The sequence below is a fragment of the Sphingomonas phyllosphaerae 5.2 genome (assembly GCF_000419605.1).
GTDB classification, from domain to species: Bacteria; Pseudomonadota; Alphaproteobacteria; order Sphingomonadales; family Sphingomonadaceae; genus Sphingomonas; species Sphingomonas phyllosphaerae_B.
Genome location: NZ_ATTI01000001.1, coordinates 963624 through 988016 on the forward strand (window position 1 = coordinate 963624; position 24393 = coordinate 988016).

Consider the following 24393-nt stretch of genomic DNA (forward strand, 5'->3'; position numbering starts at 1 on the left):
ACTGACAGCACCCGTCGAAGCCATGAAGCTGATGAAGGCAGGGGCGGTTGGTGACATTCGGCTTGTTCGCACTGAGCAGTCCTATCGCATGGGACCGACCGGCCCAGGAGAAAACTGGCGAGCGAGCCGAGCGCTGGCAGGCGGCGGTCCGCTGGAAGATTATGGCATCTATGGGCTGCAATCTGCGCTCTACCTGATCGGCGAGATGCCGGAGAGCATCAGCGCCACCGCCTTCCGACCCGCAGGCGATCCGCGCTTTGCAGAAATCTTTGCCCATGTCGCATCACAGTGGCGGTTCCCGTCGGGGGCCGTTGCGCACCTGGCGACGTCCTACGATTCTGCCGGTACCAATTTCGCGCACGTGCGGGGCACTGATGGCGTTCTCATCATGGATCCGGCGACCGGCTACTCGGGGCATAAGATGCGCATCGAAGGTCGCAACGCCCGCGAACTCACGCCAGGCGATCCTGGCGGCCAGTTCGCGGGCCAGCTCGACCACTTCGCGGATGCGGTTCGCGACAACGCCGCCATTCGCACGCCCGGGGAGATGGGCTTACGTGATCTGCGGTTGATCGAAGCCATCTATGCCGCAGCGGCAGCAGGAAAAACGGTGATGCTTGCTCCGGACGGCACAATGCGATGATCGGGGCCGTCAGACCAAATGCACTGATTAGGAAAGGGGCTGTGGTGGGTTGGCGTGGTCTTGTCAAATCAATGTATTGACGCTTGCCAGAGCCGTGCAGGGTGGGCAGAGTCGAGCACTTAAGCTATTTCTGCTATGCCGTCGGTGCTGTGAACTGGTCATATTAGAGGTTGAAACCCGCCATCGATCAAATGTGGGGAGTTGCTTTGGCAGCACTTCGACAATCCCATCAGTCTGGGATGAACCCCAATCGATGGACATACGCAGCGTGAATCATGCGCCGCCGCGTCGGCGGAGCGGCAATCGCTCGTCAGCTGAAGGTCGCCGTTAAAGACCGAACTGGATTGTGTGGCGAGCAGTTGGAGTTAGACTGACAGCACCCTCCTGAATCATCAACCCAACGACAAGCGTTCAATTAGATGTACAGCCGTTGTCGCATGACCGGGGCGCAACCCGCGCTGGCCCCGGCTATGGGGGTAGAGGTATCTTTTCCGCCCGATCCACGATCCTGCACGCAGGCCCGGCCCTTGGCTGCAGATGCGCGCCAGATGGAAGCATACAAGCGCTCAACCGCCGCAGATATGGTTAACCTGTCTCAGGCCGCGACTATAAGGCCGGTCGTGGGGTGAGGCTTGTTATCGGGGGATAGCAGGCGCGGGAGGGAAGTGAATCAACATGTTGACGTCGATCTACAACGCTTTCAGCGTTTTCGATTACTTGGGTGATCAATCGTGGGCCGGCGGCCGGATCGACGCGGTCCAGCTTCATGGCGGCACGGCGGGCTGGAGCGACTGGCTCTCGTCGGTCAAGTGGCAGGCGGACATGTTCGCAGAGCAGGACGTGTCGATCATGTGGTCGATACCGCTGATCCCGTACGGCGCGACGCTTGGCCAGGCCGGTGCGGGCAAGTATGACGCCAAGTTCCTGGAAATGGCCAAAAAATTAGCAGCTTCTTCCGAAGGCGATAGTCAGATCTACGTCCGGTTGGGCTGGGAGTTTAACGGTAAGAATTGGAACTCCTCATCCGCGGTCGGGAATACAGACGGTTATGTTGCGGCCTTCCGTAAATTCGTCGACATTGCGCGCAGCGTTTCGGACAAGTTTGTGTTCGAGTGGTGCCCCGCGATGGACACGTGGGACATGAACCCTGAGGCCGCCTACCCCGGCGACAATTACGTCGATGTGATCGGCGTGGACATGTATTACAACACTGCCTGGCACGACAAGGATGGTGCGCGAGCATTCGACTGGATGATTGAGCAGCGATATGGTCTGCAATGGCAGCAGGATTTCGCCGCTGCCCACGGCAAGCAGACCGCGATCGGCGAATGGGGTCTGAACAGCGACAATCCGCAATTCGTGACGCTAGCCATGCAGTGGATGGCCGACCATGACATGGTCTACCAGAACTACTGGGAGTCAAACGCGGCATTCAAGGGCGACTTGAGCAGCGGGCAGTACAGGAACGCAGCCGCCGCATACCTGACGATGCTGGATAGGATATCTGCCACGATCGTCTCTGCCACTGATCGCGCACTTGGTGACAGCGACGTGGCGCTGACGCTCACCGGCGCGGCGATCCGCGGATCGGGCAACGCGCTCGACAACGTCATCACGGGCAACGCGCGCAACAATGACCTTTTCGGTGCGGCGGGCAACGACGAGATGTACGGCGGTGCAGGCGACGATCGGCTGGACGGCGGCAACGGCGCCGACGCCTTGGTGGGCGGCACCGGCAACGACACCTATGTCGTAGACGATCGCAGCGACCGCGTGATCGAGCGCGACGGTGAAGGCGTGGATACGGTCTTTGCCGAGGTTGATTATACAATAGGCGACTATGTTGAGAACTTGTTCCTGGTGACCGGGGCGAGCGAGGGCACTGGCAACGCTCTGAACAACCACCTGTACGGCACCAACTTCGGCGACACGCTGTCGGGTCTGGACGGCAACGACTTGCTGAAGGGCTGGGCTGGTGACGACAAGCTGTATGGCGGCGGGGGAAATGACCGGCTCGAGGGTGCCGAGGGCGATGACTACCTGGACGGCGGGACCGCAGCCGACACGCTGTACGGCGGCATGGGCAACGACACCTTCGTGGTCGACAATGTCGGCGACCTGGTACGCGAGTTCAACAGTGCCGGACGGGGCGGTGTGGACACAGTCTTCTCGTCGATCAACTATACGCTGGCCCGGAACGTCGAGAACCTGACCCTGACCGGATCGGCGATCAACGCTACGGGCAACGAGCTGGCCAACGTCATGCACGGCAACGCGCTGGACAACGTCATCATCGGCCGCGCTGGTAACGACATGCTGTGGGGCGACGGCGGCGCGGACGTCTTCGCGTTTGCCAAGGGTTCGGGCAAGGACGTGATCGTCGACTTCGCGTGGGGCGACAGCATCGACATCAGCTCCTGGCACTTCGACGCGGCTCCGTCACTGAGCAGCGTCAGCGGCGGCACGCTAATCGACCTTGGTCTGGGCGACACAATCCTGGTGCAAGGCGTCACCGCCGATCAACTCACGTTCTATGACGGCAGCTTCGGCTTAAACTGATCCGCCACGGGTTCCGCTAAACCAATCACAATGGCTGCAATTAGGTGATGCTGGGGTGGGGCCGGAACATGCCCCGCCCGGGCATCGTCAAACCAAATGCACCTGCTGGTAAATGGGTGATGGTGGGGTAGGGCGGGAGCATGCCCCGCCCGCGCAAGCCAGCCTCTCCGTTCCGCTACTTCAACTCGTCGCCGGAGGTGATCCGGCTGGTAGTGCTGATGTACGTGCGCTTTCCGCTAAGTTTGCGAAACGTCGAGGATCTGCTGTTCGAGCGCGGGATCGACATCTGCCATGAGACTGTGCGGTTGTGGTGGAACAGGTTCGGTCCGCTGTTTGCGGGCGACATCCGTCGGCAGCGGGTAAGCCGGATGCGCGGCTTCCGACATTGGCGCTGGCACCTGGATGAGATGTACGTGAAGCTGAACGGCGAGATGGTCTACCTGTGGCGGGCGGTGGATCACGAGGGTGAGGTGCTGGAAAGCTACGTCACCCGCACCCGCGATAAGGCAGCGGCGCTTGCCTTCATGAAGAAGGCGCTGAAGCGCCACGGCTCACCGGAGGCGATCACCACCGATGGCCTGCGCAGCTACCGCGCAGCGATGAACGAGCTTGGCAACGCCGAGAAGCAGGAGACCGCTCGCTGGGCGAACAACCGGGTGGAGAACAGCCACCTGCCGTTCCGACGACGAGAGAGGGCGATGTTGCGGTTCCGGCAGATGAAGACGCTGCAGAAGTTCGCCTCTGTCCACGCCAACGTCCACAACCACTTCAGCCTGGAGCGCCACCTCATCGATCGACAGACCTATCGGGAACGACGCTCCGCCGCACTGGCGGAGTGGCAGGCGCTCGTCAGCTGAACGCCGCCCTCAAAGACCGAATTGCATCGTGTAGAGACGGGTTCGCGTTAGACTGACAGCACCCAGCCAGAAGATAACAGTGGCATCGTGACTTAGGCCGTTCTTGACATATATCTATTACATATCATTGAGGCCGCAAAAGGTGGGCGGTTCCAGTGAGGGGCAGCAAGATGATCGCCTGGTTTCGCGACAGAGCACCGATCAGAACCAAGTTTATGGCGTTGGGGATCGCCTACACCAGCCTGGGCGGAGCGGCGCTGGCGGCGACGGGTGGCCTGGCGACAGGGTATCTTTCGGGAGCGATCGCGTTTGGGATCGTCGTGTGCGTCGTCGCGCTTATCGCGCTTGTTGCAGCCGTTTCGCGTGTGCTGGTCTGCGATCCTTATGTGAACACCGTCGTGCGGATGGAGGAACTGGCTCGTGGCGACTATACAAGCACGATCCGTTACACGCACATGAAGGATTGTGTCGGTCGCATGACCAAGGCGATGGAAGTGTTTCGCGACAACGGCCAGGCCATCGCGGCTTCAGCCGCCGCCCAGCGCATGGTGGTAGAAGCGCTTGGACAAGGGCTTGGGCTGCTCGCTGACAACGACCTTACGCACCGTATCGAGAAGCCGTTCGGCGCCGACTACGAAGCACTTCGGGAAAACTTCAACCGTGCGATGTTGGCCGTATCAGACGCGATCGGCGCAGTGGCCGCCGCAACGAACGGGATTAACAGTGGGGCGGCCGATATCCGGCAAGCCTCCGACGACCTGTCGCAACGCACCGAGCAGCAGGCGGCTTCGCTCGAGGAAACCGCTGCCGCGATGGACGAGATTACCGGCACCGTCCGCAGCACCGCAGCCGACGCACGCCGGGCCAACACTGCTGTCGGTGAGGCACGTGCCGAAGCCGAAAGCTCGGGCGAAGTCGTCAGCCGCGCGGTCGATGCCATGGGCGGGATCGAGCGTTCGTCGTCGGAAATCAGCGAGATCATCGGCGTTATCGACGGCATCGCCTTCCAGACCAACCTGCTCGCGCTCAACGCGGGCGTCGAGGCAGCACGCGCCGGCGAGGCTGGCAGGGGCTTCGCGGTCGTCGCCAGCGAAGTCCGCGCACTGGCGCAACGCTCGGCCGACGCCGCGAAGGACGTGAAGGAAAAAATCAACGCGTCCGCCAAGCAGGTCGACGCAGGTGTCGCGTTGGTCAGCGAAACCGGCAGGGCGCTACAGCGGATTATCGCGCGCATCGGCGAGATCAGCGCGCTCGTCTCGACGATCGCCACCTCTGCGGAGCATCAGGCGACCGGGCTGCAACAGGTCAACACCGCCGTCTCCGAGATGGACGGGGTGACGCAGCAGAACGCCGCGATGGTGGAAGAGGCAACCGCCGCCGCGCGCAGTCTCGCCGAAGAGGCGGATCGCCTATCCGCCTACGGTCAGGACCCATTGATGTGAGCGCCGCGATCTGATTCAGGCCCCGTGAGGAGAGCGTGGATGAGCGACCTGTACTGGTTGACGGATGAGCAGATGGCGCGCCTGCAGCCGTACTTCCCCAAGAGCCATGGCAAGCCGCGGGTCGATGACCGACGGGTGCTGAGTGGCATCGTCTTCGTCAATCGCAACGGACTGCGCTGGTGTGATGCACCGAGCGCGTATGGTCCGCACAAGACGCTGTACAACCGGTGGAAGCGCTGGGGTGAACGGGGCGTTTTCCTGCGCATGATGGAGGGTCTGGCGTCAGCGGAGGCCGTGCCGAAAACAGTCATGATCGACGCGACTTACCTGAAGGCACACCGCACGGCATCGAGCCTGCGGGTTAAAAAGGGGATCTCGGCCGCCTGATCGGCCGCACGAAAGGCGGTATGAACACCAAGTTGCATGCCGTCAGCGATGCGGATGGGCGGCCCTTGAGCTTCTTCATGACCGCCGGGCAGGTCAGCGACTACACCGGCGCGGCAGCTCTGCTCGACGATCTGCCAAAGGCGCAATGGCTGCTTGGTGATCGCGGTTATGATGCGGATTGGTTCAGGGACGCCCTGGAAGCCAAGGGCATCCAGCCCTGCATCCCGGGCCGTAGATCGCGCAACGAGCCGGTCAGGTACGACAAGCGGCGCTACCGGCGCCGCAGCCGCATCGAGATCATGTTCGGCCGCCTAAAAGATTGGCGCCGCGTCGCCACACGCTACGACCGATGCCCAACGGTCTTCCTCTCCGCCGTCGCCCTCGCGGCCACAGTCATCTTCTGGCTATGACCAATGAGTCCTGACCCTAGCGGCGAAGTCGCGGCAGCGCTTGCGGCGTTAAAAGAGCGGAAGCGTATCGGCACGCCGAAACGACGTTTGATGTCCGAGGCACCGTCAAACCAAATGCACCGGCTAGTAACTTGGGTGGGGTAGGGCGGGCCATGCCCCGTCCGCGCAAGCCAGCCTCGCCATTTCGCTGCTTCAACTCGTCGCCCGAGGTCATCCGACTGGTGGTGGTGATGTACGTGCGGTTCCCGCTGAGCCTGCGGAACGTGGAGGACCTGCTATTCGAGCGCGGGATCGACATCTGCCACGAGACGGTCAGGCTGTGGTGGAACAGGTTCGCCCCCCTGTTCGCCGGCGACATCCGCCGGCAGCGGGTAAGCCGGATGCGCGGCTTTCGTCACTGGCGCTGGCACCTGGACGAGATGTACGTGAAGCTGAACGGCGAGATGATCTACCTCTGTGCCGTCGATCACGAGGGCGAGGTGCTGGAAAGCTACGCGACCAAATTCCGCGACAAGGCAGCCGCACTCGCGTTCATGAAGAAGGCGCTGAAGCGCCACGGCTCGCCCGAGGTGATCACCACCGATGGTCTTCGCAGCTATCGCGCTGCGATGAACGAACTGGGCAACGCCAAGAAGCAGGAGGTCGGCCGGTGGGCGAACAACCGGATGGAGAACAGCCATCTGCCGCTTCGACGAGAGCGAGCGATGCCTCGCTTCCGGCAGATGGAGACGCTGCAAAAATTCGCATCCGTCCACGCCAACGTCCACAACCACTTCAGCCTGGAGCGCCACCTCATCGATCGACAAACCTACCGGGAACGACGCTTCGCCGCGCTGGCGGAGTGGCAGGCGCTCGTCAGCTGAGTGCAGCCGTCAAAGGTCGACCTGCATCGTGTGGAGAGCGGTTCGCATTAGACTGACAGCACCCACCTCGTGCACGTCAGCGCTCGATCTGCATCGCTTCTTTACTCATTTCGATCACAGCCGGCCTCGCACCCCGAAGAAGAACGCCCGGCCCGAATATTCATAGAAGTTCGGGACGTTGCGCAGGTCGTTAAAGCGCTTGACCGCTTGGCCAAGCAGGTTCGAGCCCTGCGCATAGACGGTGAGATGGCTATTGAGGTCATAGGACAGGGTCGTCGAGACCTCGTGATAAGGATCCTCCTTCACCGGCAGATAGCCGAGGTTGCCCGACTGCGCGTAGGTGAAGCGCGACTGGAAGCTGTACGACACTTGCGCGCCGATCCCATGGTTCTCGTAGAACAATTTGCCGTTGGCGGAGAAGGGGATTGCACCCGGCAGGTCGGTGGTGACATCGCCCGAGGTCGCGCGTGAGCGATTGTAGGTCAGGTTGGCCTGCACGCCCAAGCCATTGTCGAGGAAATACTGCCCGCCAAGCTCGACGCCGTAAACGTCGGCACTGTCGCCGTTGCGCACCTGATATTCGACGAAGTCGAAGTTCTGCTGCTGGTTGCTGGGCTGCGCGGTCGGCGTGACCACTACGTCGACAGGCACGGTCGAGACGAAGTTGGTGATATGCTTGTAGAAGGCGGCCGCGGTCAGCGCGAGGCGGTTGGACGGATAATATTCGAGCGAGAGGTCGAGCTGGTTGGCTTCGGTAGGCTTCAGGTTCGGATTGCCCGCGTCGTAGATGATATAGGTGCCTGACTGCGCGGAAGTGGCGTCCTTGGCCGGCGACAGCTCGGCGAAGGTCGGGCGCGAGATTGCCTGCGACGCCGCGAGCCGCACGCGCAGTCCATCGGAGAGATCATAGGCGAAGTTCGCGGCGGGCAGCAGCCGCAGATAGTCGCCGCCGCCCGTTATCGGCTCGACCGGGTTGAACGCCACCGCATTGTCCTGCGTGCCCGCGCGCGGGATGATCGTCGCGATCGAGGCGCCGTAACCCACCGACGACACCTTGGTGGCGACCAGTCGCCCGCCGATGTCGGCGCGCCAGCGCTCGCCGGCGAGGTTGAACTGGACGTAGCCCGCCCAGGTGCGCTCGCGGATGCGATAGGAGGCGGGCAGATCGTCCTGGATGATCTGGGTCGAATAGCCGGCGGGGTAGGGCGATAGCGCACAGCCCTCGACCGTCGCGCCGCTGGAGTCGAGGCAGCTGTTCGGGTTGAGCACCGCCGGGTTGGTGTCCGCACGCGGCAGCGCGGCGAGATAGGTGTCGATGTCGAAATTCGGGAAGTTGCGCGGGAAATTGCCCGGCAGCTTGTCGAGGATATTCGCCTGCCCGGGACGCACGACGTCCGCGCCGATCTGCCCGAAGGTGAACGGATATCCGCAATAGTTGCACGAGGTGGTATATTGATTGTCGACGGTGGTGACGTTCTTGCGCCGGTCTGTCCAGGCGGCGCCGAAGCTGATCGCCTTGAAGACGCCGTTGTCGACGCGATACTCGCCGTCTACTTTCGCGCTCTTGATCTCGTCCGAGACGTCCTGCCCCTGGATGCCGATATAGTGCGCGCGATAGTCGTCGTTGGTGGCCTGGTCGATCGTACGCCCGCCCGGCAGCGTGATGGCGAGATCCGGCAGGCCGTTGTCGCGCGTCGCGAAAGTCGCCGAGGCGCTGGGGACGCCGGCGACGACGAAGCGATTGCGCCCGCCGGTGGCGTTGGTCGCCTTGCCGTAATAGCCGTCGAAAGCGAGCTTGAGCTGATCGACAGGGCGCCAATCGATCCGGCCGCCGATCTGATAAGTCTGGCTCTGCCGAGGCTCGTCGGTGGTCAGCACCTCTGATACGAGGTCGTTGATCGCGAAGCCGGTGACCACGTTGTTGCGGTCGACCTGGATCGATGCCGGGTCCCAGCGCGGCGAGCCGTCGTCGCCGAGCGGGTTGAGATAGTTCGACGAGCGATAATTGTGCTGGGTGACGTCGAAGTGGCTGTAGACGCCGTCGATGGTCAGCTCGAAGCGGCTCGACGGCTTCCACTGGAAAGCGCCCGCCGCGCCGATCCGCTCGCGCTCGCCCGAGACATAGCCGACGCTGTAATAATCGGGCCAGATGTAGGCCGGGCCGGCGGCGTTCGGGTCGACCTTGCCATCGCGGTTGAAGTCGAGGCCATAGCCCGCCTCGGTCCCGTCGGTGATCGAATATTCGCCGAGATTGTCGGTGCGGAACTTGTACTTGTTGTAGCTGGCACCGACCAGCAACCCCATCGTGTCGTCGGCGAAGGTGGTGCTGACGACACCGCTGGCCCTGTAGCCGCCTTTGTCGACCAGATCGTTATACTGGCCCTCGAGCGCGGCCGAGGCGTGGAAGCCGGGACGGTCGAGCGGGCGCGCGGTGCGCAGGTCGACGTTGCCGCCGATGCTGCCCTCCAGTTCGGACGCGCGCACCGCCTTCTTCACCTCGGCACCCGATATGATCTCCGAGGGCAGCACGTCGAACTGGAACGAGCGGTCGGTGCCGTCAGTCGGCAGGATGCGGCCGTTGAGGGTTGTAATCGCGAAGTTGGAGCCGAGCCCGCGCACGGTGATGTCGCGCCCCTCGCCGCGGCCGTCGCGACCGACGGTTACGCCTGGAATGTTGGCGAGCGCCTCGGCGACGTTGCGGTTAGGGAATTTTCCGAGCTCCTCGGAAGAGATGGCGTCGACGATTGTGTCGGCGTTGCGCTTCGCCTGGATCGAGCGGAGCAGGCTGCCGCGGACGCCGCGCACGACGATGTCGCCGCCGGTCGTCAGGGGTCCGTCGGGCTGGCCAGTCTCGCCGGGCTGCTGCGACGGGTCGGACAGCACCGCCTGCGGGTCGGGCGAAGCGGTGGAGGACTGCTGCGTGCCGTCGATCGGGGCGGTCGCGTCCTGCGCCGCGGCCTGCCCGGCGACGAGGAGGGCGACCAGGCTCGCCCCGACCAGAATCTTGCCGCGCCCGTGCTGCAGCTGCCTCATCGCCACTCTCCCTCTTGTCGCACGCAGTGCGAAACGTTGCGACTTGCTATCGTGAGCGTAGCAACACTGTCAAACAGAAAAGAAACGAAACATCGGCGGAGCATTGTAGCCGCCGGATGTGGCTGGTAAGCCGGCGCGTGAGCGGGAGGATTCAATGTCCACGGTACGGGACACCAGCGGCAGACGGCAGCAAATCAGCGCGATGGTCCGCGAGCGCGGCAGCGTGCAGGTCGCGCCGCTTGCCGAGCGTTTCGGCGTTTCGATGCAGACGATCCGCAAGGACCTGCATTTCCTCGCCAAGCGCGGCGTTGCCGAGCGATCTTACGGCGGTGCGATCGTGGCAGACGCGGTCAACGTGATCGCCGAACCGGCGGTGGAAGCGAAACGCGCGGCGCACGTCGACGAGAAAGCGCGGATTGGCGCGTTGGCGGCGGCGATGGTGCGGCCGGGTGAATCGGTGGTGCTCGACTCGGGCACCACCACGCTGCAGATCGCGCACCATCTGCCCGACGACGAGGACATCACCGTCCTCACCAACGACCTCGACATCCTCTGCGCGCTGGCACGCAAGGAGCGCATTCGCGTGGTGATGCTGGGTGGCGCACTGCGCCGGCGCAACCGCGCCTTCTACGGCGCGCAGACCGAGGCCGCGCTCGACGACCTGCACGTCGACAAGCTTTTCCTCGGGGTCGACGGCTTCGATCTCGAGCGCGGCATCACCACGCACTACGAGCCCGAGGCGATGCTAAATCGAAAGATGGTGCGCGCGGCGCAGCAGGTGATCGCGGTGACCGACCAGTCGAAGTTCAGCCGCGTGTGTCTCCACCGCATCCTCAGCGTCGCCGAAATCGACGACCTCGTCACCGACGCGAGCGCGCCCGAGGGGCTGCGGGCCGCGGCCGAGCGGCTGGGGTTTCGCCTGCACGTCGCGTGAGGGGCGGCCGGAGCCATCTCGAACCGCTGACCACACCGGCGGGCGCCGGGCGGCATGCCGGCGGTAAGCATCGGCCGCCCCGCCGCTCCGCAGTCTCAACCCGCCGGAGCAGTTTCCCATCATGTTGCGCCATCGGCACGGAGGGGATTTCGATCCGTCGAAAGGCGCAAGGAGGTCGCGATGCTTTGGCATCGTAACCGAGGAGCAACGCCGCGGCGGGGCGAAATCACCCCGCCGCGTAGCGGGCGCCCAGACGGTGGTGCGACGTGGTCGGAACCCGCTCTAGCTGGAAGAACCGCCGCGCGTTGCCCCAGTAGATCTTGTCGATCACCGCGCGCGGCAGGTTGAGCCCCCTGGCGTCGGTGCCGATCGCTTCGACGCGCTGCGGCAGCGGCGTCGCGAGATAGCGCCAGTCGGCACGCCAGACGCGGTCGGCCTCCTTGGGGAAGTCGCTGGTGGCGGGCGGATTCTGCGCGCGCGCGGCGGGGTCGGGCGGGCTGTCGGTGAGGTCGGTGCCGTAGAGGATGCGATCCTGGTACTTGATGAAGAAGGCGCGCACCTTCTCGATGTCGGCGTTGGACTGGACCTGCAGGTTGGACAGCCGAGCGGCGAGATCGACCACCGTGTTGGGATAGCGGTCGAAGAAGTGCGCCAGCTCGTCGACGCTCCACTCCAGGCTGGCCATGTGCGCGCCGTCGAAGGCGAGCTTGGGATGGCGCGCGACGAAGCGGTCGCGGGCCGCCATCAGCGCCTCGTAGCTCGGCTCCTCCGGGTGGAGGTACATGTAATACTCCGGGTGCGCCTTGAAATAGTCGCGGTCGTTGTCGGTCGTCATCTTGTCGAGCGGGAGCCAGCAGTTCTTGGGCTCCGCCTGATGCGCGATCAGCGGGATATGGCGCTGCTCCAGATGCGCCATCACGCCATCGAGCCGCGGATCGTCGAGGAATACGCGTTTGCCGCTTGTGTCCTTGGCGACCATCCCGATGTTCTTCCACACCTTCACCGCGATCGCGCCGCGCGCGAAGGCTCGATCGAGTTGCGCGATCGTCCGCTCGGTCCAGCCTGGCGTGCCGAATCCCGACATCGAGAAGGTGGTGGCATAACGGAAATCTGCCGGGTCGGCGGCGCGCATGGCACGGGCGATCCGCGCTTGGTCCGAAAGTGCGGGGAAATCGGGATAGTCGACGTTGATCGACAGGACCTTGAAGTGATCGCGCTTCGCCAGCTCGAGGAAACGCGGGTCTTCGACGTTGGCGTGAAAATGCGAGTCGAACTTGGCGACGCGCGCGAAGTCGGCCTCGGTATAATGCGTTGCGGACGTCGCCGCGCTGGCGATCAGCAAGGCTGCGGTTAAGCTCATCGTCTCTCTCCCATTCGCGCGTAACGAAAGAAAACGCGCCTTGATGTTGCGGTTTTCGTTTGCGCGTCGCCCTACGTTGGTGCAAGCTCTTTCTCATCGGCCACCGAGCCGCACAGGAGAGAGTAAGCGATGCCGTTCACCTCCGTCACGCGCCGATCGTTGCTCGGCCGCCTGTTCGTGGGCGGTGCGACGGTGGCGCTGCCTGATTTCGGCGGCGTGGTCTGGGCGGCTGCGCCCGCGGGCGTGCGGCTGAGTGATGGCACGCTGACGATTGACTATGATCGCGCGATGCGCGCCATGGTCTCCTATCGCGACCGGGCGATCACGCCGCGCGCGCAGCCAGAGGCATTGTTCCTCGCGGGCACGACGCCGCTCGGCAACTTCCTGCTGCTCGATCATCGCGAGGAGGCCGTCTCTGCCGCGCACGGGAAGGGGCGGCGCCACCTGCTGCGCGCCACCGCGGGCGGCCAGATCGAGCAGCAGGTAGTGGTGACGTTCCTCGACGCTTATCCCGGCCTTGCGCTCTACGAGGTGCGCTACCGCAACACGGGCGCGGCGCCGCTGGCGATCGCCGGCTGGCGCATCGCGACGCACGACCTGACCGCGCACGCGGACGGCGCCTGGACCTTCGCGGGCGCATCCTATCCCGACCGACGCGACTGGGTGCAGAAGGTCGCGCCTGGGTTCGAGCAGCGCAACTTCATGGGGATGAACGCCTCCGACTATGGCGGCGGCACGCCCGTGGCGGCGGTGTGGCGGCGCGACGTCGGGCTCGCGGTGGGGCATCTCGAGACCAGCCCACGCCAAGTTGCGCTGCCGGTCGCGGCGCAGCCCGGTGCCACCCGGATCGGGCTGAGCGGCGACCAGGCCGCACTGCTCGCGCCGGGCGCGACGCTGACGCTGCCGACCGCCTTCCTGATGGCGCATACCGGCGACCATTTCCGCCCGCTCGACGCCTATCGCCGGCTGATGGCCGAGCGCGGTGTGGCGGCGCCCGCGATCCCCGAGTCGAGCTACGGGCCGATCTGGTGCGCCTGGGGCTATGAGCGCGACTTCACGCTTGACCAGGTCTACGGCACGCTGCCCAAGGCCAAGGCGCTGGGCTTCGAATGGGCGGTGCTCGACGACGGCTGGCAGACCGCGGAGGGCGACTGGAAGCTCAACCCTGCCAAATTCCCGCGCGGCGACGCTGACATGCGCGCCTTCACCGACCGCATCAAGGCAGACGGCATGCGCCCGCGGCTGTGGCTCGCGCCGCTCGCCGTCGATCCCGGCACCGACCTGCTGCGCGACCATCCCGACATGCTGCTGCTCGATCGCGACGGCTCTGCGCAGAACGTCAGCTTCTGGAACGCTTTCACGCTCTGCCCTGCGTATCAGCCGACCGTCGACTATTTTCGCGCGCTGGTGCGCCGGATCATCACCGATTGGGGCTATGACGGGCTCAAGCTCGACGGCCAGCATCTCAACGGCGTCGCGCCCTGCTACAATCCCGCACACCGCCACGCGCATCCGGAGGAATCGAGCGAGAAGCTGCAGGATTTCTGGAAGGCGATTCACGACGAGGCGGTCGCCGCCAACCCGGAAGCGATACTCGAGCTTTGCCCGTGCGGCGACAGTTTCGCTTTCCACAATCTGCCCGCGACCAACAACACGCCCGCGTCCGACCCGCTGTCTTCCTGGCAGATCCGGCTGAAGGGCAAGACCTTCAAGGCGCTGATGGGCCCGTCCGCGCCTTATTCGGGCGACCATGTCGAGCTCAGCGACGGCGGCGACGACTTCGCTTCGGCCTATGGCATCGGCGCGATTCCCTCGACCAAGTTCACCTGGCCCGAGGACACACCCAAGCCGATGGAGAAGCTGCCGCCTGGCGGCTTTGTGCTGACCCCTGCAAAGGAAGCTTTGTGGGGCAAATGGGTCGCGCTGTACCGCGAGCATATGCTACCCAAGGGGCGCTATCTCGGCGGGCTGTACGACATCGGCTTCGACAAGCCCGAGGCGCACGCGATCGAGAAGGACGGCGTGCTTCACTACGCTTTTTACGCGGATACCTGGTCCGGTCCGATCGCGCTGCGCGGGCTCGGCGACGGCAGCTACGCGCTGGTCGACGGCTTTACCGGCCGCTCGCTCGGGACCGCCTCGCGCGCCAAGCCGACGCTCGCGGCGACGTTCGAGCGCGCGCTGCTGGTGCGCGCCACGCCGATCGCGCGAGGCGGGGCGTGAGCGGGGCGACGCCGGCGCGGCGCGGCTGGCTCGTCAACGCGCTCGTCACCGTGGTGCTGTGGGGCGTGTGGGGCGCCTTCTCGGGCTTGTCGCCGCAGCGCGGCTTCCCTGAAACCTTGGTCTATGTCGTCTGGGCGCTGACGATGGTGCCGCCCGCGTTGGTCGTGCTGAAGCAGGCGGGCTGGAGGCTGGACCGCTCGCCGCGCGCGATCGGCTACGGCCTGGCGGTCGGGCTGCTCGGCGCGGGCGGGCAGATGCTGCTGTTCTACGCGGTGGCGCGCGGGCCGGCTTATCTGATCTTTCCGATCATCTCGCTGTCGCCGGTGGTAACGATCGCGATGTCCTCCCTGCTGCTGGGCGAGCGCACCGGCAAATTGGGCGCGCTGGGCATCCTGCTCGCGCTGTTGGCGCTGCCCACCTTCGACTTCGCACCGGGCGCAGGCGGCGCGGGGGCATCGGGGGCGTGGCTGCTGCCAGCGGTGGCGGTGATGCTGTGCTGGGGCGTCCAGGCCTATTTCATGAAGGCGGCCAACCAGGTCACCTCGGCCGAGAGCATCTTCGTCTACATGACCTTGTCGGGCCTCGCCCTCGCGCCGATGGCCTGGGCGATGACCGATACCGGCCGCGCGATCAATTGGGGGCTCGACGGGCCCGGGCTCGCCGCGGCGATCCAATTGCTCAATGCGATCGGCGCGCTGACCCTGGTGTTCGCCTTCCGCTACGGCAAGGCGATCATTGTCGCGCCGCTCGCCAACGCGGGAGCGCCGCTCGCCACCGCGCTGATCTCGCTCGCGGTGCTCCATGTTTTGCCGGGGCCGATCAAGACGGTAGGGATCGTGCTCGCGCTCACCGCTTCTTTGCTGCTCGCAATCGAGCCGGACGCGGCCGATCCCGAGGGAGTTGCCGAGCCAGAAGTCGCGACAAATTAGTTTCGCTAAGTTTCGCTTTCTTGTGTTCCGCTTCGGCTGACGCTATGCAAGTCGCGTAAAGGGAGACGCACGTGCAGATACTTCTCGAGCTGGCGAACCGGCATAAGGCGGGGGAACGCGTCGGCGTGACCTCGGTGTGCTCGGCGCATCCGTTGGTAATCGAGGCGGCGCTGCGCCACGCGCTGGCGCACGGCGCGCCGTTCGCGCTGGTGGAGGCGACGTCCAACCAGGTGAACCAGGACGGCGGCTATACCGGCATGGTCCCGGCCGACTTCCGCGCCTTCGTGGAGCGCATCGCGGAGCGGGTTGCCTACCCGCTTGAGCGGCTGGTACTGGGCGGCGACCATCTCGGCCCCAACGCCTGGAGCTCGCTTCCGGCGGCCGAGGCGATGGACAAGGCCGAGGTGATGGTCGCCGACTATGTCCGCGCCGGCTTCGCCAAGATCCACCTCGACTGCTCGATGAGCTGCGCCGACGATCCCGTGCCGCTGCCCGAACGGACAATCGCCGAGCGCGCCGCGCGCCTGTGCCGCGCCGCGGAGGACGCCTATGAAGGTGACCCCGCCGCCGCCCCGGTCTATGTCATCGGGACCGAAGTGCCGGTTCCCGGCGGTGCCGCGGAGGATCTGGACGAGCTGGCGGTTACCGATCACGACGCGGCGATCGCCACCGTCGACATGCACCGCGACCTGTTCCGCGCTGCTGGCCTCTCCGATGCGTGGGAGCGCGTGATCGCCACCGTCGTCCAGCCCGGTGTCGAGTTCGATCATGACAAGGTGGTCGACTATCGGCCCGAGCGCGCGGTGGCGCTGAGCCGCGCGATCGAGCCGGTGCCGCATCTCGTCTACGAGGCGCACTCGACCGACTATCAAACTCCTCAAGCGCTCGCCGCGCTGGTGCGCGACCATTTTGCGATCCTCAAGGTCGGCCCCGGCGTCACCTTCGCGCTGCGCGAGGCGCTCTGGGCGCTCGACGCGATCGAGCGCGAGACGATCGCCGATCACGCGCGCGCTAATCTAAGGGCGGTCACGCTCGAGCGGCTGCGCGCCGAGCCTAAGAACTGGGCCAAATACTACCACGCCACCGGTGCCGCGCTCGACCTGCAATTGCAGTACAGCCTGTCGGACCGCATCCGCTACTACTGGCCCGACGCGACGATCGTGGCGGCGCAGGAGCGGCTGTTCGCCAACCTGCGCGAGACCCCGCCCGCGCTGCCGCTGCTCAGCCAGTATCTGCCCGCAGCCTATGCCGCCGTACGTGCCGGTCGCGCCGGCCTGGACCCCGCCGAGCTCGTGATGGCCCAGGTCGGCGCTACGCTCGACGCCTATCATGGAGCCTGTTTTCCTCATGACTGATACGCTGATCGCCGCCGCCGCGGAGCCCGGCGACACCTCGTGGACGCGCCGCGAAATCGCGCAGCAACCGGTGACGCTGCGCGCCACCCAGGCGCTGCTGCGTGATGCGCGCGCCGAGATCGAGGCCTTCCTCGCGCCGCTGCTGGCACGGCCCGAACTGCGCATCGTGCTCACCGGCGCGGGCACCTCGGCCTTCATCGGCGAGTGCCTCGCGCCCTGGCTGTCGCGCGTGCTCGGCCGCGCGGTCGAGGCGATCGCCACCACCGACATCGTTGGCGCGCCAGATTTGTACCTGCGCGCCGACGCGCCGACACTGCTGGTGTCGTTCGGCCGCTCGGGAAGCAGCCCGGAGAGCGTCGCAGCGGTCGAGCTGGTTGACCGCCGCGTCGCCGAGGCGAACCATCTGATCGTGACCTGCAACGCCGACGGCGAGCTGGCGCGGCGCGGCGGCGAGCGCACGCATGTGATCGTGCTGCCCGAGGCGACGCACGACCGCAGCTTCGCGATGACTTCGAGCTTCACCGCGATGACGCTGGCGGCGCTGTCCGCGCTCGGTGGAATCGATGCGCTGGACGATCGGATCGAGGCGATCGCGGCGGGCGTCGCCGACATGCTGGCGCACGCCGAGCCGGTCGCCGCGGCACTCGCAGGCCGCGGCTTCGACCGCGTCGTCTATCTCGGCAGCGGCGTGTTCACCGGGCTGGCGCGCGAGGCGGCGCTCAAGCTGATGGAGCTGAGCGACGGCGCGGTCGTCACCGCGTTCGACAGCGCGCTCGGCTTCCGTCACGGTCCCAAGACGATCGTGACCGATCGTACTTTGGTGGTGGTGTTCGTCGCCAACGACCCGCTGACGCGTCGCTACGATCTGGACATCGTCGCCGAGCTGCGTGCCGACGCGCGGGCGGGCGACGTGGTGGTGGTCGCGGCACGGCCTGACCCGGCCGCGACGATCGCGCTCGCCGCGATGGAAAGCGCGCCCGACGCCGACTTGTTGTTCCCCTTCATCGTGCCGGCGCAGCTGTTCGCGCTCCACGTCTCGCTCGCGCTCGGGCTGACGCCCGACCAGCCCAATGCGAGCGGCACCGTCAACCGCGTAGTGCAGGGCGTGAGAATCCACGCCAGGGAGGCATGAGCGTCAGCCGCTACCTCGGCGTCGACGGCGGCGGGACCAAGACCGAGTTCGTCTGCATCGACGCCGCGGGCGCGGTGATCGCGCGCGCGGTGACCGGCACGACCTATCATCTCGAGGTCGGCGAGGACGAGGCGGTACGCCGGATTGCCGAGGGAGTGAGCGCAATCTGCACCCAGATCGGCGCAACGCCGGAGAACCTCGATCAGGTCTTCCTCGGGCTGCCTGCCTATGGTGAGGACAGAAGCGTCGACCCGCGGCTCGACGCTGCGGTGGGCGCGCTGCTGGGTCACGCGCGCTATCGCTGCGACAATGACATGGTATGCGGCTGGGCGGGATCGCTGGCGTGCGCTGACGGAATCAACGTCGTCGCGGGCACCGGCTCGATCGCTTATGGCGAACGCGGCGGCTGCGGGGCGCGTGCGGGGGGCTGGGGCGAGGTTTTCGGTGACGAGGGCTCGGCCTATTGGATCGCGCGCGCTGGCTTCGCGGCTTTCTCGCGGATGAGCGACGGGCGCGTCGCGATCGGACCGCTGCACGCGCTGCTGCGCGAGGCGCTGGCGCTCGACGACGACCTGGCGCTGTGCGAGCGCGTGATGGGCGAGCGCGGCATGGCACGTGGCGAGGTCGCTGCGCTCGCCACTGTCATATCGCGCGCGGCGGACGCGGGTGACGTCGCCGCTTGCACGATCCTTAGCAAGGCGGGGCACGAACTGGTGCTTCTCGCGACCGCACTGCGCGACCGGCTGAGCTTCGATCCAGAGGAGCGCGTGCCGGTATCCTGGTCGGGCGGCGTGCTCGCCAACGTGCCGGCGGTGCGCGCCGCCTTCGCTGCGGGGTTGGAGGCGGCAGGCTGTACACCGGTCGAGCCGCTCCACCCGCCCGGCTTTGGCGCCGCGCTCTACGCTCGCCACCTCGCCACCTCCCGATCCTCGCTCCTGTAGCGCCGCCGGCTCGGGCCGATCATGATCCACTCGCTCCCGTCGAGGTCCCGTTCGATGCATCTGCCGACCCTGTCTCTCTCCGTGCTTGCCCTCGCGCTGGCCAACCCGGCTGCGGCCGCTCCAGACCCGCTCGCGCCGACCGGGCGCTGGTCGCCGCCCGAGCATGCCGCTGCGCGCACGCCGCCGATGGGGTGGAGCTCGTGGAACGCCTTCCGCACCGAGGTCGACGAGGCAAAGGTGCTCGGCGCCGCGCAGAAGCTGGTCGACAGCGGACTGGCGAAGCTCGGCTATCGCTACGTCAACGTCGACGACGGCTGGTGGCTCAAACGCCGCAGTAGCGACGGCAAACTGATGATCCGCACGCGCATCTTCCCTTCGGCCGCGATCGCCGGCGGCGACAGCAGCTTTCGTCCCTTTACCGATCGGCTTCACGCGATGGGGCTCAAGGCCGGTCTATACAGCGACATCGGGCGCAACGCGTGCTCGCAGGCCTATGACCTTCACTCTCCCAACCTGCCCGAGGGGACAACGGCGGAGCGTGAGGTCGGGCTGTACGGCCATGTCGATCAGGACACCGCGCTCTATTTCCGCGACTGGGGTTTCGACTATCTGAAGGTCGATGCCTGCGGGATCAACGTCTACGCACCCGGTGCACCCGTGGTGCTTCAGAACGGCTATCGCCCGTTCCCGCCACTGATCGACCAGGCCTCGATCAACCGCACCGACGTGGCGCAGGTGCGCTCGCTCTATGCCACGGTCGCGGCGGCGGTCCGGCGCTACCGGCCCGACGGCGATGCGATCCTGGCGCTTTGCACCTGGGGCAGCGCCGACGTGCGTCGCTGGGGCAAGGACGTCGGCCAGATGTGGCGCACCAGCCAGGACATAACGCCGCACTGGACGCGCATGCTCCACTCGTTCGACAGCGCGTCGACCCGCGCGCTCTACGCGAGGCCTGGGGCGTGGAACGATCCCGACATGCTTTTCATCGGGCAGGGCGACTTCGATGCGCAGCACCTCACCGAGGCGCGCACGCATTTTGCGCTCTGGGCGATCATCAACGCACCCTTGTTCATCGGCTACGACCTGCGCCAGGCACCCGACAGCCTGATGAAGATCTGGGGCAATGCGGATATCGTGCGCGTCAACCAGGATCCAGGCGGCCACCAGGGCGTGATCGCTTATGCCTCGGACGACGTGCAGACGATCGTGAAGACGTTGAGCAACGGCCACAAGGCGGTCGTCCTGCTCAATCGCGGCATGGCGCCGGCGGCGATCAATCTCACCGCAGCGCAGCTGAAGTTCGCGCCCGATGCACCGATCACGCTCCGCGACCTGTGGAGCGGGCGAACGCTGTCTCCCTTCAACCGCGAAACCGCCTTCACGCTGGCGCCGCGTGAGAGCCGCGTCTTCGAGGTCGGCGGTACGCGCCGGCTGAGTGACGGCATGTACCTCTCCGAGGTGCCTGGCGACGTCAACGTTGCAGCTGACGGCGTCGTGGCGCCGGAGCCGGATCCGGTCGTGCATCGCATGATAGGGCAGTGGAGCGGGACGCGCGACACCGGCGAGCGCCCCACCTACGCCGGGTGGGGCGGCGCGCAGGCCGACGCCACACCCTTCGACCAGACACTGCAGGTCGCCGGGCGCGCTTACGACACCGGCCTCGGGGTGCTGGCGCAGTCGCGGCTGGAGGTGCGCGCGCGCGGCGCCGAGCGGTTCGAGGCCTTGGTCGGCGTCGACGATTCGACCCGAGACACGTACGACGCGGTCGAGTTCCTGGTCTATGGCGACGGGCGGCTGCTCGGGCGTTCGGGCACGATGCGCTTCGGCATGGCGGCGCGCCCGCTGCGTGTCGAACTGCGCGGCGCACGCGTGATCGAGTTGGTCACGCGCAAGGTCGGGCGCGTCACCGATCTGCCCCTCGTCACTACCTGGGCGGAAGCCGCGCTGCGCGGCGGTGCAGCGTCGATCACCGGGAGTGGTAGCTGACCGGCGTTCGGCAGGAAGCCGCCGTCGTTACCCCCGCCCGCGTCGTAGCGACGGTCCAGCGCCCGCCAGGCTCGACGGCGACGGTCCGGGCGACCGGCCTTTAAACTCCGTTCCTCCGCCACGGCAGCGGTCGCGCGCGCCATCCGCGAGACGGCTTGCTCATGTCATCGCCGCCTTGCAACCTCCTGTCCGGCACCCGTTGGCCCCGACGGCGCGAACGACGTCGAAGCACGTTTGTTGCGCGTGATTTACGCAAAGTCACGCCTTCGAACTTAGCGCTGTAAGTTTCGCTTCTTTTCTATTTGACTGTTATGTTGCGTTCAAGTTATCAAGGCGAAACAAAGCGATACAGGAACAGGAGTCGGTGATCGACGGTGAAGCAGGGCAGGCACGGGCGCCCGCGCGCCGAAGGCGTACCCGCTTCACCAACCACTCGCGGACGGGCGTGGGCCGATATTCGGTCAGCGCTTGGTAGCCAGAACGGGCGAAGCTTGGGCGCCACTCAACATCGAACCGAATGATCATTCGCGGCATCGCGCGCGGGCATCCAGATCTACAAATAAAGACATAACAAAAGGGGCTGTCATGACAAGCTGTGCATATCGTCGATTGCGTCAAACCCTCCTCGTCGGCACTGCTATCCTGTCAGTAGGGGCTGGTGCGCAAGCACAGACGATCGGCGCAAATGCACCAGTCGATAGCACCGAAGTCGCGCCGTCGCAGGCGGAGGGTGCTGACGTTGTGGTCACCGGTCTGCGCGCCGGCATCGAGCGTTCGCTGGCAGACAAGCGTAGCTCGATCTCGGTCGTCGACGTGATTTCCGCGCAGGATATCGGCAAGTTCCCGGACAACAATCTGGCGGAGTCGCTCCAGCGCGTTCCCGGAATCACGATCGACCGCTCGGTCAACGGCGAAGGGCAGACGATCAATCTGCGCGGTCTCGGTCCGCAGTTCACGCGCAGTGAGATCAACGGCGGTACGGCACTCAACGGTTTCGACTTCAGCGTGCTCGCGCCGGAGCTGTTCGCCAAGGTCACCGTCGAGAAGTCGCCCACCGCCAGCACCGTCGAGGGGGGTCTGGCCGGTACGATCCTGCAGGAGACGCCCAAGCCCTTCGACATACCGGGGCTTCGCGTCACCGCCACGGGCGGCGTCACAATCGGGCAAAAGGGCAAGGCCATGCCGCGCCTGTTCGGGCTGGTCAGCCAGAACTGGGACGATCGCTACGGCATCACCGTGGCCGCGGCGTATTCGAAGACCGACTTCCGCACCAACGAGGTCGATTTCGGCCCGTGGGTGGCGTTCCGTAATATCGCCTCGGCGAACGTGCTGGCGACCGCGCCTGCCACGTTGCTGGACGCCGCGACGCCGCGCACCACCGCCTTCTACAGTTATCAGCAGAAGCGGGAGAATCTGGGCGTCGCCGTCGCCGGGCAGGCGCGCCCGACCGAGCGGCTCGAACTCACCGCCGATTTCCTCTACGCGCGGCGCAAGGGAACCCAGATTGACGATCGTCCCGACGCGCCGATCGAGGGCACCAGCTTCTTCGCTGACGGCACCAGTTCACCGGGTAATCAGGCTCCGACCGACTATGTGATCGAGAACGGTGCCGTCACGCAGGCGACGTTCCGCAACATCCAGAACCGCGTCGGGTATAGCTACCAGCCGCAGGAGAACATGGTCTATCAGGGGACGTTGCGCGCCAAGTGGGAGGCGGCCGATAATCTGACGGTGACCCCCGGCTTCAGTTACGCGCATCAGCGTTCCAGCAATGAACTGAATCTCTATTCCTTCGCTGCGCCCGGCGCCGACGTGACCTACCGCGTCAACGGCGACGTGCCGCAATTCTCGTCCACCGCGACCGACTTCAGCAGCAATCCGGACCGCTTCGGCTACAACGTTTTCATCTTCAACCGCGCCGTCAACACCATCGACGAGTATGTCGGCCGCCTCGACGCCACCCGCGAGTTCGAGGGCGTGCCCGGGCTCACCAGTGTGCAGGCGGGTGCGCGCTATACGCATCGGACCTCGCGTCAGCAGGCCCGCAACGTCGGGCTGTACAATGGGGCCGAACTGCTCGGCGCCACACCGCTAGGCCTCGGCGCCTTCGCGGCAACCTTGCCCTTCAGCGTGCGCAACGCCACCACGCCGGATCGCATCCTCTCGGTCGATCGCGCCAAGTTGATCGACACGATCTATCCCGGGCTCGACCCCTTCAACTCGGACCAGTTCGCGACCGACCCGCAGGGCGACCAGCTCAACTCCTTCGAGGTGGTGGAGCAGACCTACGGCGGTTACCTGCAGGGCAACTTCACCATGGGTGCGTTGTCGGTTAATGCCGGGCTTCGCGTGATCGTTACGGAGACATCGTCCGATGGCTTCGGCCTGATCGGCACGGAGTTGACGCCGAGCAACGTCGACGCGCGCTACACCAACTTCTTGCCCGCCATCAACGCACGCTGGGAAGTAGCGCCCAACATGCTGATCCGCGGGACCTATTCGCGCGCGATGACGCGACCGACGCTCGACCAGCTGAGCCCGGCGACCACGATCAACTCCGGCCCGCGCACGGGCAATCGCGGCAATCCCAATCTTCGTCCCTATCTCGCCGACCAGGAAGACCTCGGCTTCGAGTGGTATTTTCATCCCGGCGCATTGCTGACGATCAACGGCTTCGCCAAGCAGATCGGCTCGCTGATCTCGCAGACGACCGTGTCGGAACTGGCCAGCTTTCCCGATCAGGAAACCGGGCTACCGACCAGCGGCATCGTCGCTTTCACGCAGCCGACCAACGGCGATAGCGCGACGATCCACGGAGTCGAGGCGGGGCTGCAGTCGCCGTTCTTCTTCCTGCCCGGCGGCTTGAGCTATTTCGGGGCCATTCTCAACTTCACCTATGCCGATAGCAAGGCCAGTGTGCGCCGCGCCGACGGCGTCTCACGCACGACCCCGCTGCCGGGATTGTCCAAGAAGAGTGCCAACGCGGTGCTGTATTACGATCATGCCGGGATCGATGCGCGGCTCGCCTATGCCTGGCGCAGCGCTTATCTACGTGACGACAACGTGGGCCGCCAGTTCGGCGCCGAGCGCTACGTCCGCGATTACGGTCAGCTCGATTTGTCGATGAACGCTTTCGTCACTCGTAACGTCCAGGTAGGCTTCAACGTCAACAACCTGCTCGATACGCAGCGTAAGGAATATATCATGATCGGAAGCGGTGCAGAGTTGCCTGCCAGCTTCCTTGAACAAGAGCGTCGTTTCGTACTGACCGCGCGGCTGATCATGTAGCGGCGAGGAGTGCGAGGCTCGTGCCGCTGTTCGCCGGAGAGATCCGCGGGC

Annotated in this window: 15 protein-coding genes and 1 pseudogene; 14 read left to right on the forward strand and 2 right to left on the reverse strand. The window is 65.5% G+C overall.

Going from position 1 to position 24393, the window contains the following annotated elements:
• Positions 1-22 precede the first annotated feature (22 nt).
• The 6 genes and pseudogenes from SPHPHY_RS19280 to SPHPHY_RS0104585 all read left to right on the forward strand — a co-directional run bounded on the left by SPHPHY_RS19280 (position 23) and on the right by SPHPHY_RS0104585 (position 7161).
• Complete coding sequence (locus tag SPHPHY_RS19280) at positions 23-643, forward strand: Gfo/Idh/MocA family protein (RefSeq protein ID WP_081645239.1); 621 nt, start codon at positions 23-25, stop codon at positions 641-643.
• A gap of 675 nt (positions 644-1318) precedes the next feature.
• Positions 1319-3202 carry a glycosyl hydrolase gene (locus SPHPHY_RS20870; RefSeq protein ID WP_051148267.1) on the forward strand — a complete coding sequence of 628 codons (1884 nt, stop codon included), beginning with the start codon at positions 1319-1321 and terminating at the stop codon, positions 3200-3202.
• 140 nt (positions 3203-3342) lie between these two features.
• Positions 3343-4059 (forward strand): IS6 family transposase, encoded by a 717-nt coding sequence (locus SPHPHY_RS0104565; protein ID WP_022685520.1) that lies wholly within the window; start codon positions 3343-3345, stop codon positions 4057-4059.
• A 170-nt stretch (positions 4060-4229) separates the two neighbouring features.
• Positions 4230-5474: pseudogene (locus tag SPHPHY_RS19295) on the forward strand (methyl-accepting chemotaxis protein); the annotation flags it as partial.
• 66 nt (positions 5475-5540) lie between these two features.
• Positions 5541-6298, forward strand: a protein-coding gene (locus SPHPHY_RS21280; RefSeq protein WP_156024961.1) for an IS5 family transposase whose coding sequence is annotated in 2 segments (ribosomal slippage) — positions 5541-5874 and positions 5874-6298 — 759 coding nt in all. Because the reading frame shifts where the segments join, the coding sequence is not laid out codon by codon here.
• Positions 6299-6450: 152 nt separating this feature from the next.
• Entirely contained in the window at positions 6451-7161 is a 711-nt protein-coding gene (locus SPHPHY_RS0104585; protein ID WP_022685522.1) for an IS6 family transposase, read from the forward strand.
• A gap of 114 nt (positions 7162-7275) precedes the next feature.
• Here SPHPHY_RS0104585 and SPHPHY_RS0104590 read toward each other — a convergent pair whose 3' ends face one another.
• A complete protein-coding gene (locus tag SPHPHY_RS0104590) occupies positions 7276-10194 on the reverse strand; it encodes a TonB-dependent receptor (RefSeq protein ID WP_022685523.1) in 2919 nt (972 codons plus the stop codon).
• Positions 10195-10348: 154 nt separating this feature from the next.
• Between SPHPHY_RS0104590 and agaR the strand changes: the two genes are divergently transcribed.
• Positions 10349-11128, forward strand: coding sequence for a transcriptional repressor AgaR (agaR, locus tag SPHPHY_RS0104595; protein WP_022685524.1), 780 nt, complete (start codon positions 10349-10351; stop codon positions 11126-11128).
• 226 nt (positions 11129-11354) lie between these two features.
• Here the strand turns inward: agaR and SPHPHY_RS19300 are convergent, their stop codons facing one another.
• Positions 11355-12488, reverse strand: coding sequence for an amidohydrolase family protein (locus SPHPHY_RS19300; protein ID WP_022685525.1), 1134 nt, complete (start codon positions 12486-12488; stop codon positions 11355-11357).
• A gap of 129 nt (positions 12489-12617) precedes the next feature.
• On the opposite strand from SPHPHY_RS19300, the gene SPHPHY_RS0104605 reads away from it, so the two are divergent.
• The 7 genes from SPHPHY_RS0104605 (at position 12618) to SPHPHY_RS0104635 (ending at position 24342) form a co-directional block, all read left to right on the forward strand.
• Positions 12618-14711, forward strand: a complete 2094-nt coding sequence (locus tag SPHPHY_RS0104605; protein WP_022685526.1) for a glycoside hydrolase family 36 protein — start codon at positions 12618-12620, stop codon at positions 14709-14711.
• Positions 14708-15640, forward strand: coding sequence for a DMT family transporter (locus tag SPHPHY_RS0104610; protein WP_022685527.1), 933 nt, complete (start codon positions 14708-14710; stop codon positions 15638-15640). The genes SPHPHY_RS0104605 and SPHPHY_RS0104610 overlap by 4 nt, the downstream gene beginning before the upstream one ends.
• 71 nt (positions 15641-15711) lie before the next feature.
• The gene (locus tag SPHPHY_RS0104615) at positions 15712-16995 is read left to right on the forward strand and encodes a D-tagatose-bisphosphate aldolase, class II, non-catalytic subunit (protein ID WP_022685528.1); all 1284 of its coding nucleotides are present in this window, start codon (positions 15712-15714) and stop codon (positions 16993-16995) included.
• Positions 16988-18127 (forward strand): SIS domain-containing protein, encoded by a 1140-nt coding sequence (locus SPHPHY_RS0104620; protein ID WP_022685529.1) that lies wholly within the window; start codon positions 16988-16990, stop codon positions 18125-18127. The genes SPHPHY_RS0104615 and SPHPHY_RS0104620 overlap by 8 nt, the downstream gene beginning before the upstream one ends.
• Positions 18124-19068, forward strand: coding sequence for an N-acetylglucosamine kinase (locus SPHPHY_RS0104625; protein ID WP_022685530.1), 945 nt, complete (start codon positions 18124-18126; stop codon positions 19066-19068). Before SPHPHY_RS0104620 ends, SPHPHY_RS0104625 begins: the two co-directional genes overlap by 4 nt.
• Before the next feature lie 54 nt (positions 19069-19122).
• Positions 19123-21054 carry an NPCBM/NEW2 domain-containing protein gene (locus tag SPHPHY_RS19305; protein WP_022685531.1) on the forward strand — a complete coding sequence of 644 codons (1932 nt, stop codon included), beginning with the start codon at positions 19123-19125 and terminating at the stop codon, positions 21052-21054.
• 585 nt (positions 21055-21639) lie between these two features.
• Entirely contained in the window at positions 21640-24342 is a 2703-nt protein-coding gene (locus SPHPHY_RS0104635; protein ID WP_081645241.1) for a TonB-dependent receptor, read from the forward strand.
• The last annotated feature ends 51 nt before the right edge of the window (positions 24343-24393 follow it).

Bases quoted from the DNA above. Each gene is read 5' to 3' on its own strand.
- SPHPHY_RS19280 (WP_081645239.1), top strand. From the start codon at position 23: ATGAAGCTGATGAAGGCAGGGGCGGTTGGTGACATTCGGCTTGTTCGC.
- SPHPHY_RS20870 (WP_051148267.1), top strand. From the start codon at position 1,319: ATGTTGACGTCGATCTACAACGCTTTCAGCGTTTTCGATTACTTGGGT.
- SPHPHY_RS0104565 (WP_022685520.1), top strand. From the start codon at position 3,343: ATGCCCCGCCCGCGCAAGCCAGCCTCTCCGTTCCGCTACTTCAACTCG.
- SPHPHY_RS0104585 (WP_022685522.1), top strand. From the start codon at position 6,451: ATGCCCCGTCCGCGCAAGCCAGCCTCGCCATTTCGCTGCTTCAACTCG.
- SPHPHY_RS0104590 (WP_022685523.1), bottom strand. From the start codon at position 10,194: ATGAGGCAGCTGCAGCACGGGCGCGGCAAGATTCTGGTCGGGGCGAGC.
- agaR (WP_022685524.1), top strand. From the start codon at position 10,349: ATGTCCACGGTACGGGACACCAGCGGCAGACGGCAGCAAATCAGCGCG.
- SPHPHY_RS19300 (WP_022685525.1), bottom strand. From the start codon at position 12,488: ATGAGCTTAACCGCAGCCTTGCTGATCGCCAGCGCGGCGACGTCCGCA.
- SPHPHY_RS0104605 (WP_022685526.1), top strand. From the start codon at position 12,618: ATGCCGTTCACCTCCGTCACGCGCCGATCGTTGCTCGGCCGCCTGTTC.
- SPHPHY_RS0104620 (WP_022685529.1), top strand. From the start codon at position 16,988: ATGACTGATACGCTGATCGCCGCCGCCGCGGAGCCCGGCGACACCTCG.
- SPHPHY_RS0104625 (WP_022685530.1), top strand. From the start codon at position 18,124: ATGAGCGTCAGCCGCTACCTCGGCGTCGACGGCGGCGGGACCAAGACC.
- SPHPHY_RS19305 (WP_022685531.1), top strand. From the start codon at position 19,123: ATGCATCTGCCGACCCTGTCTCTCTCCGTGCTTGCCCTCGCGCTGGCC.
- SPHPHY_RS0104635 (WP_081645241.1), top strand. From the start codon at position 21,640: ATGACAAGCTGTGCATATCGTCGATTGCGTCAAACCCTCCTCGTCGGC.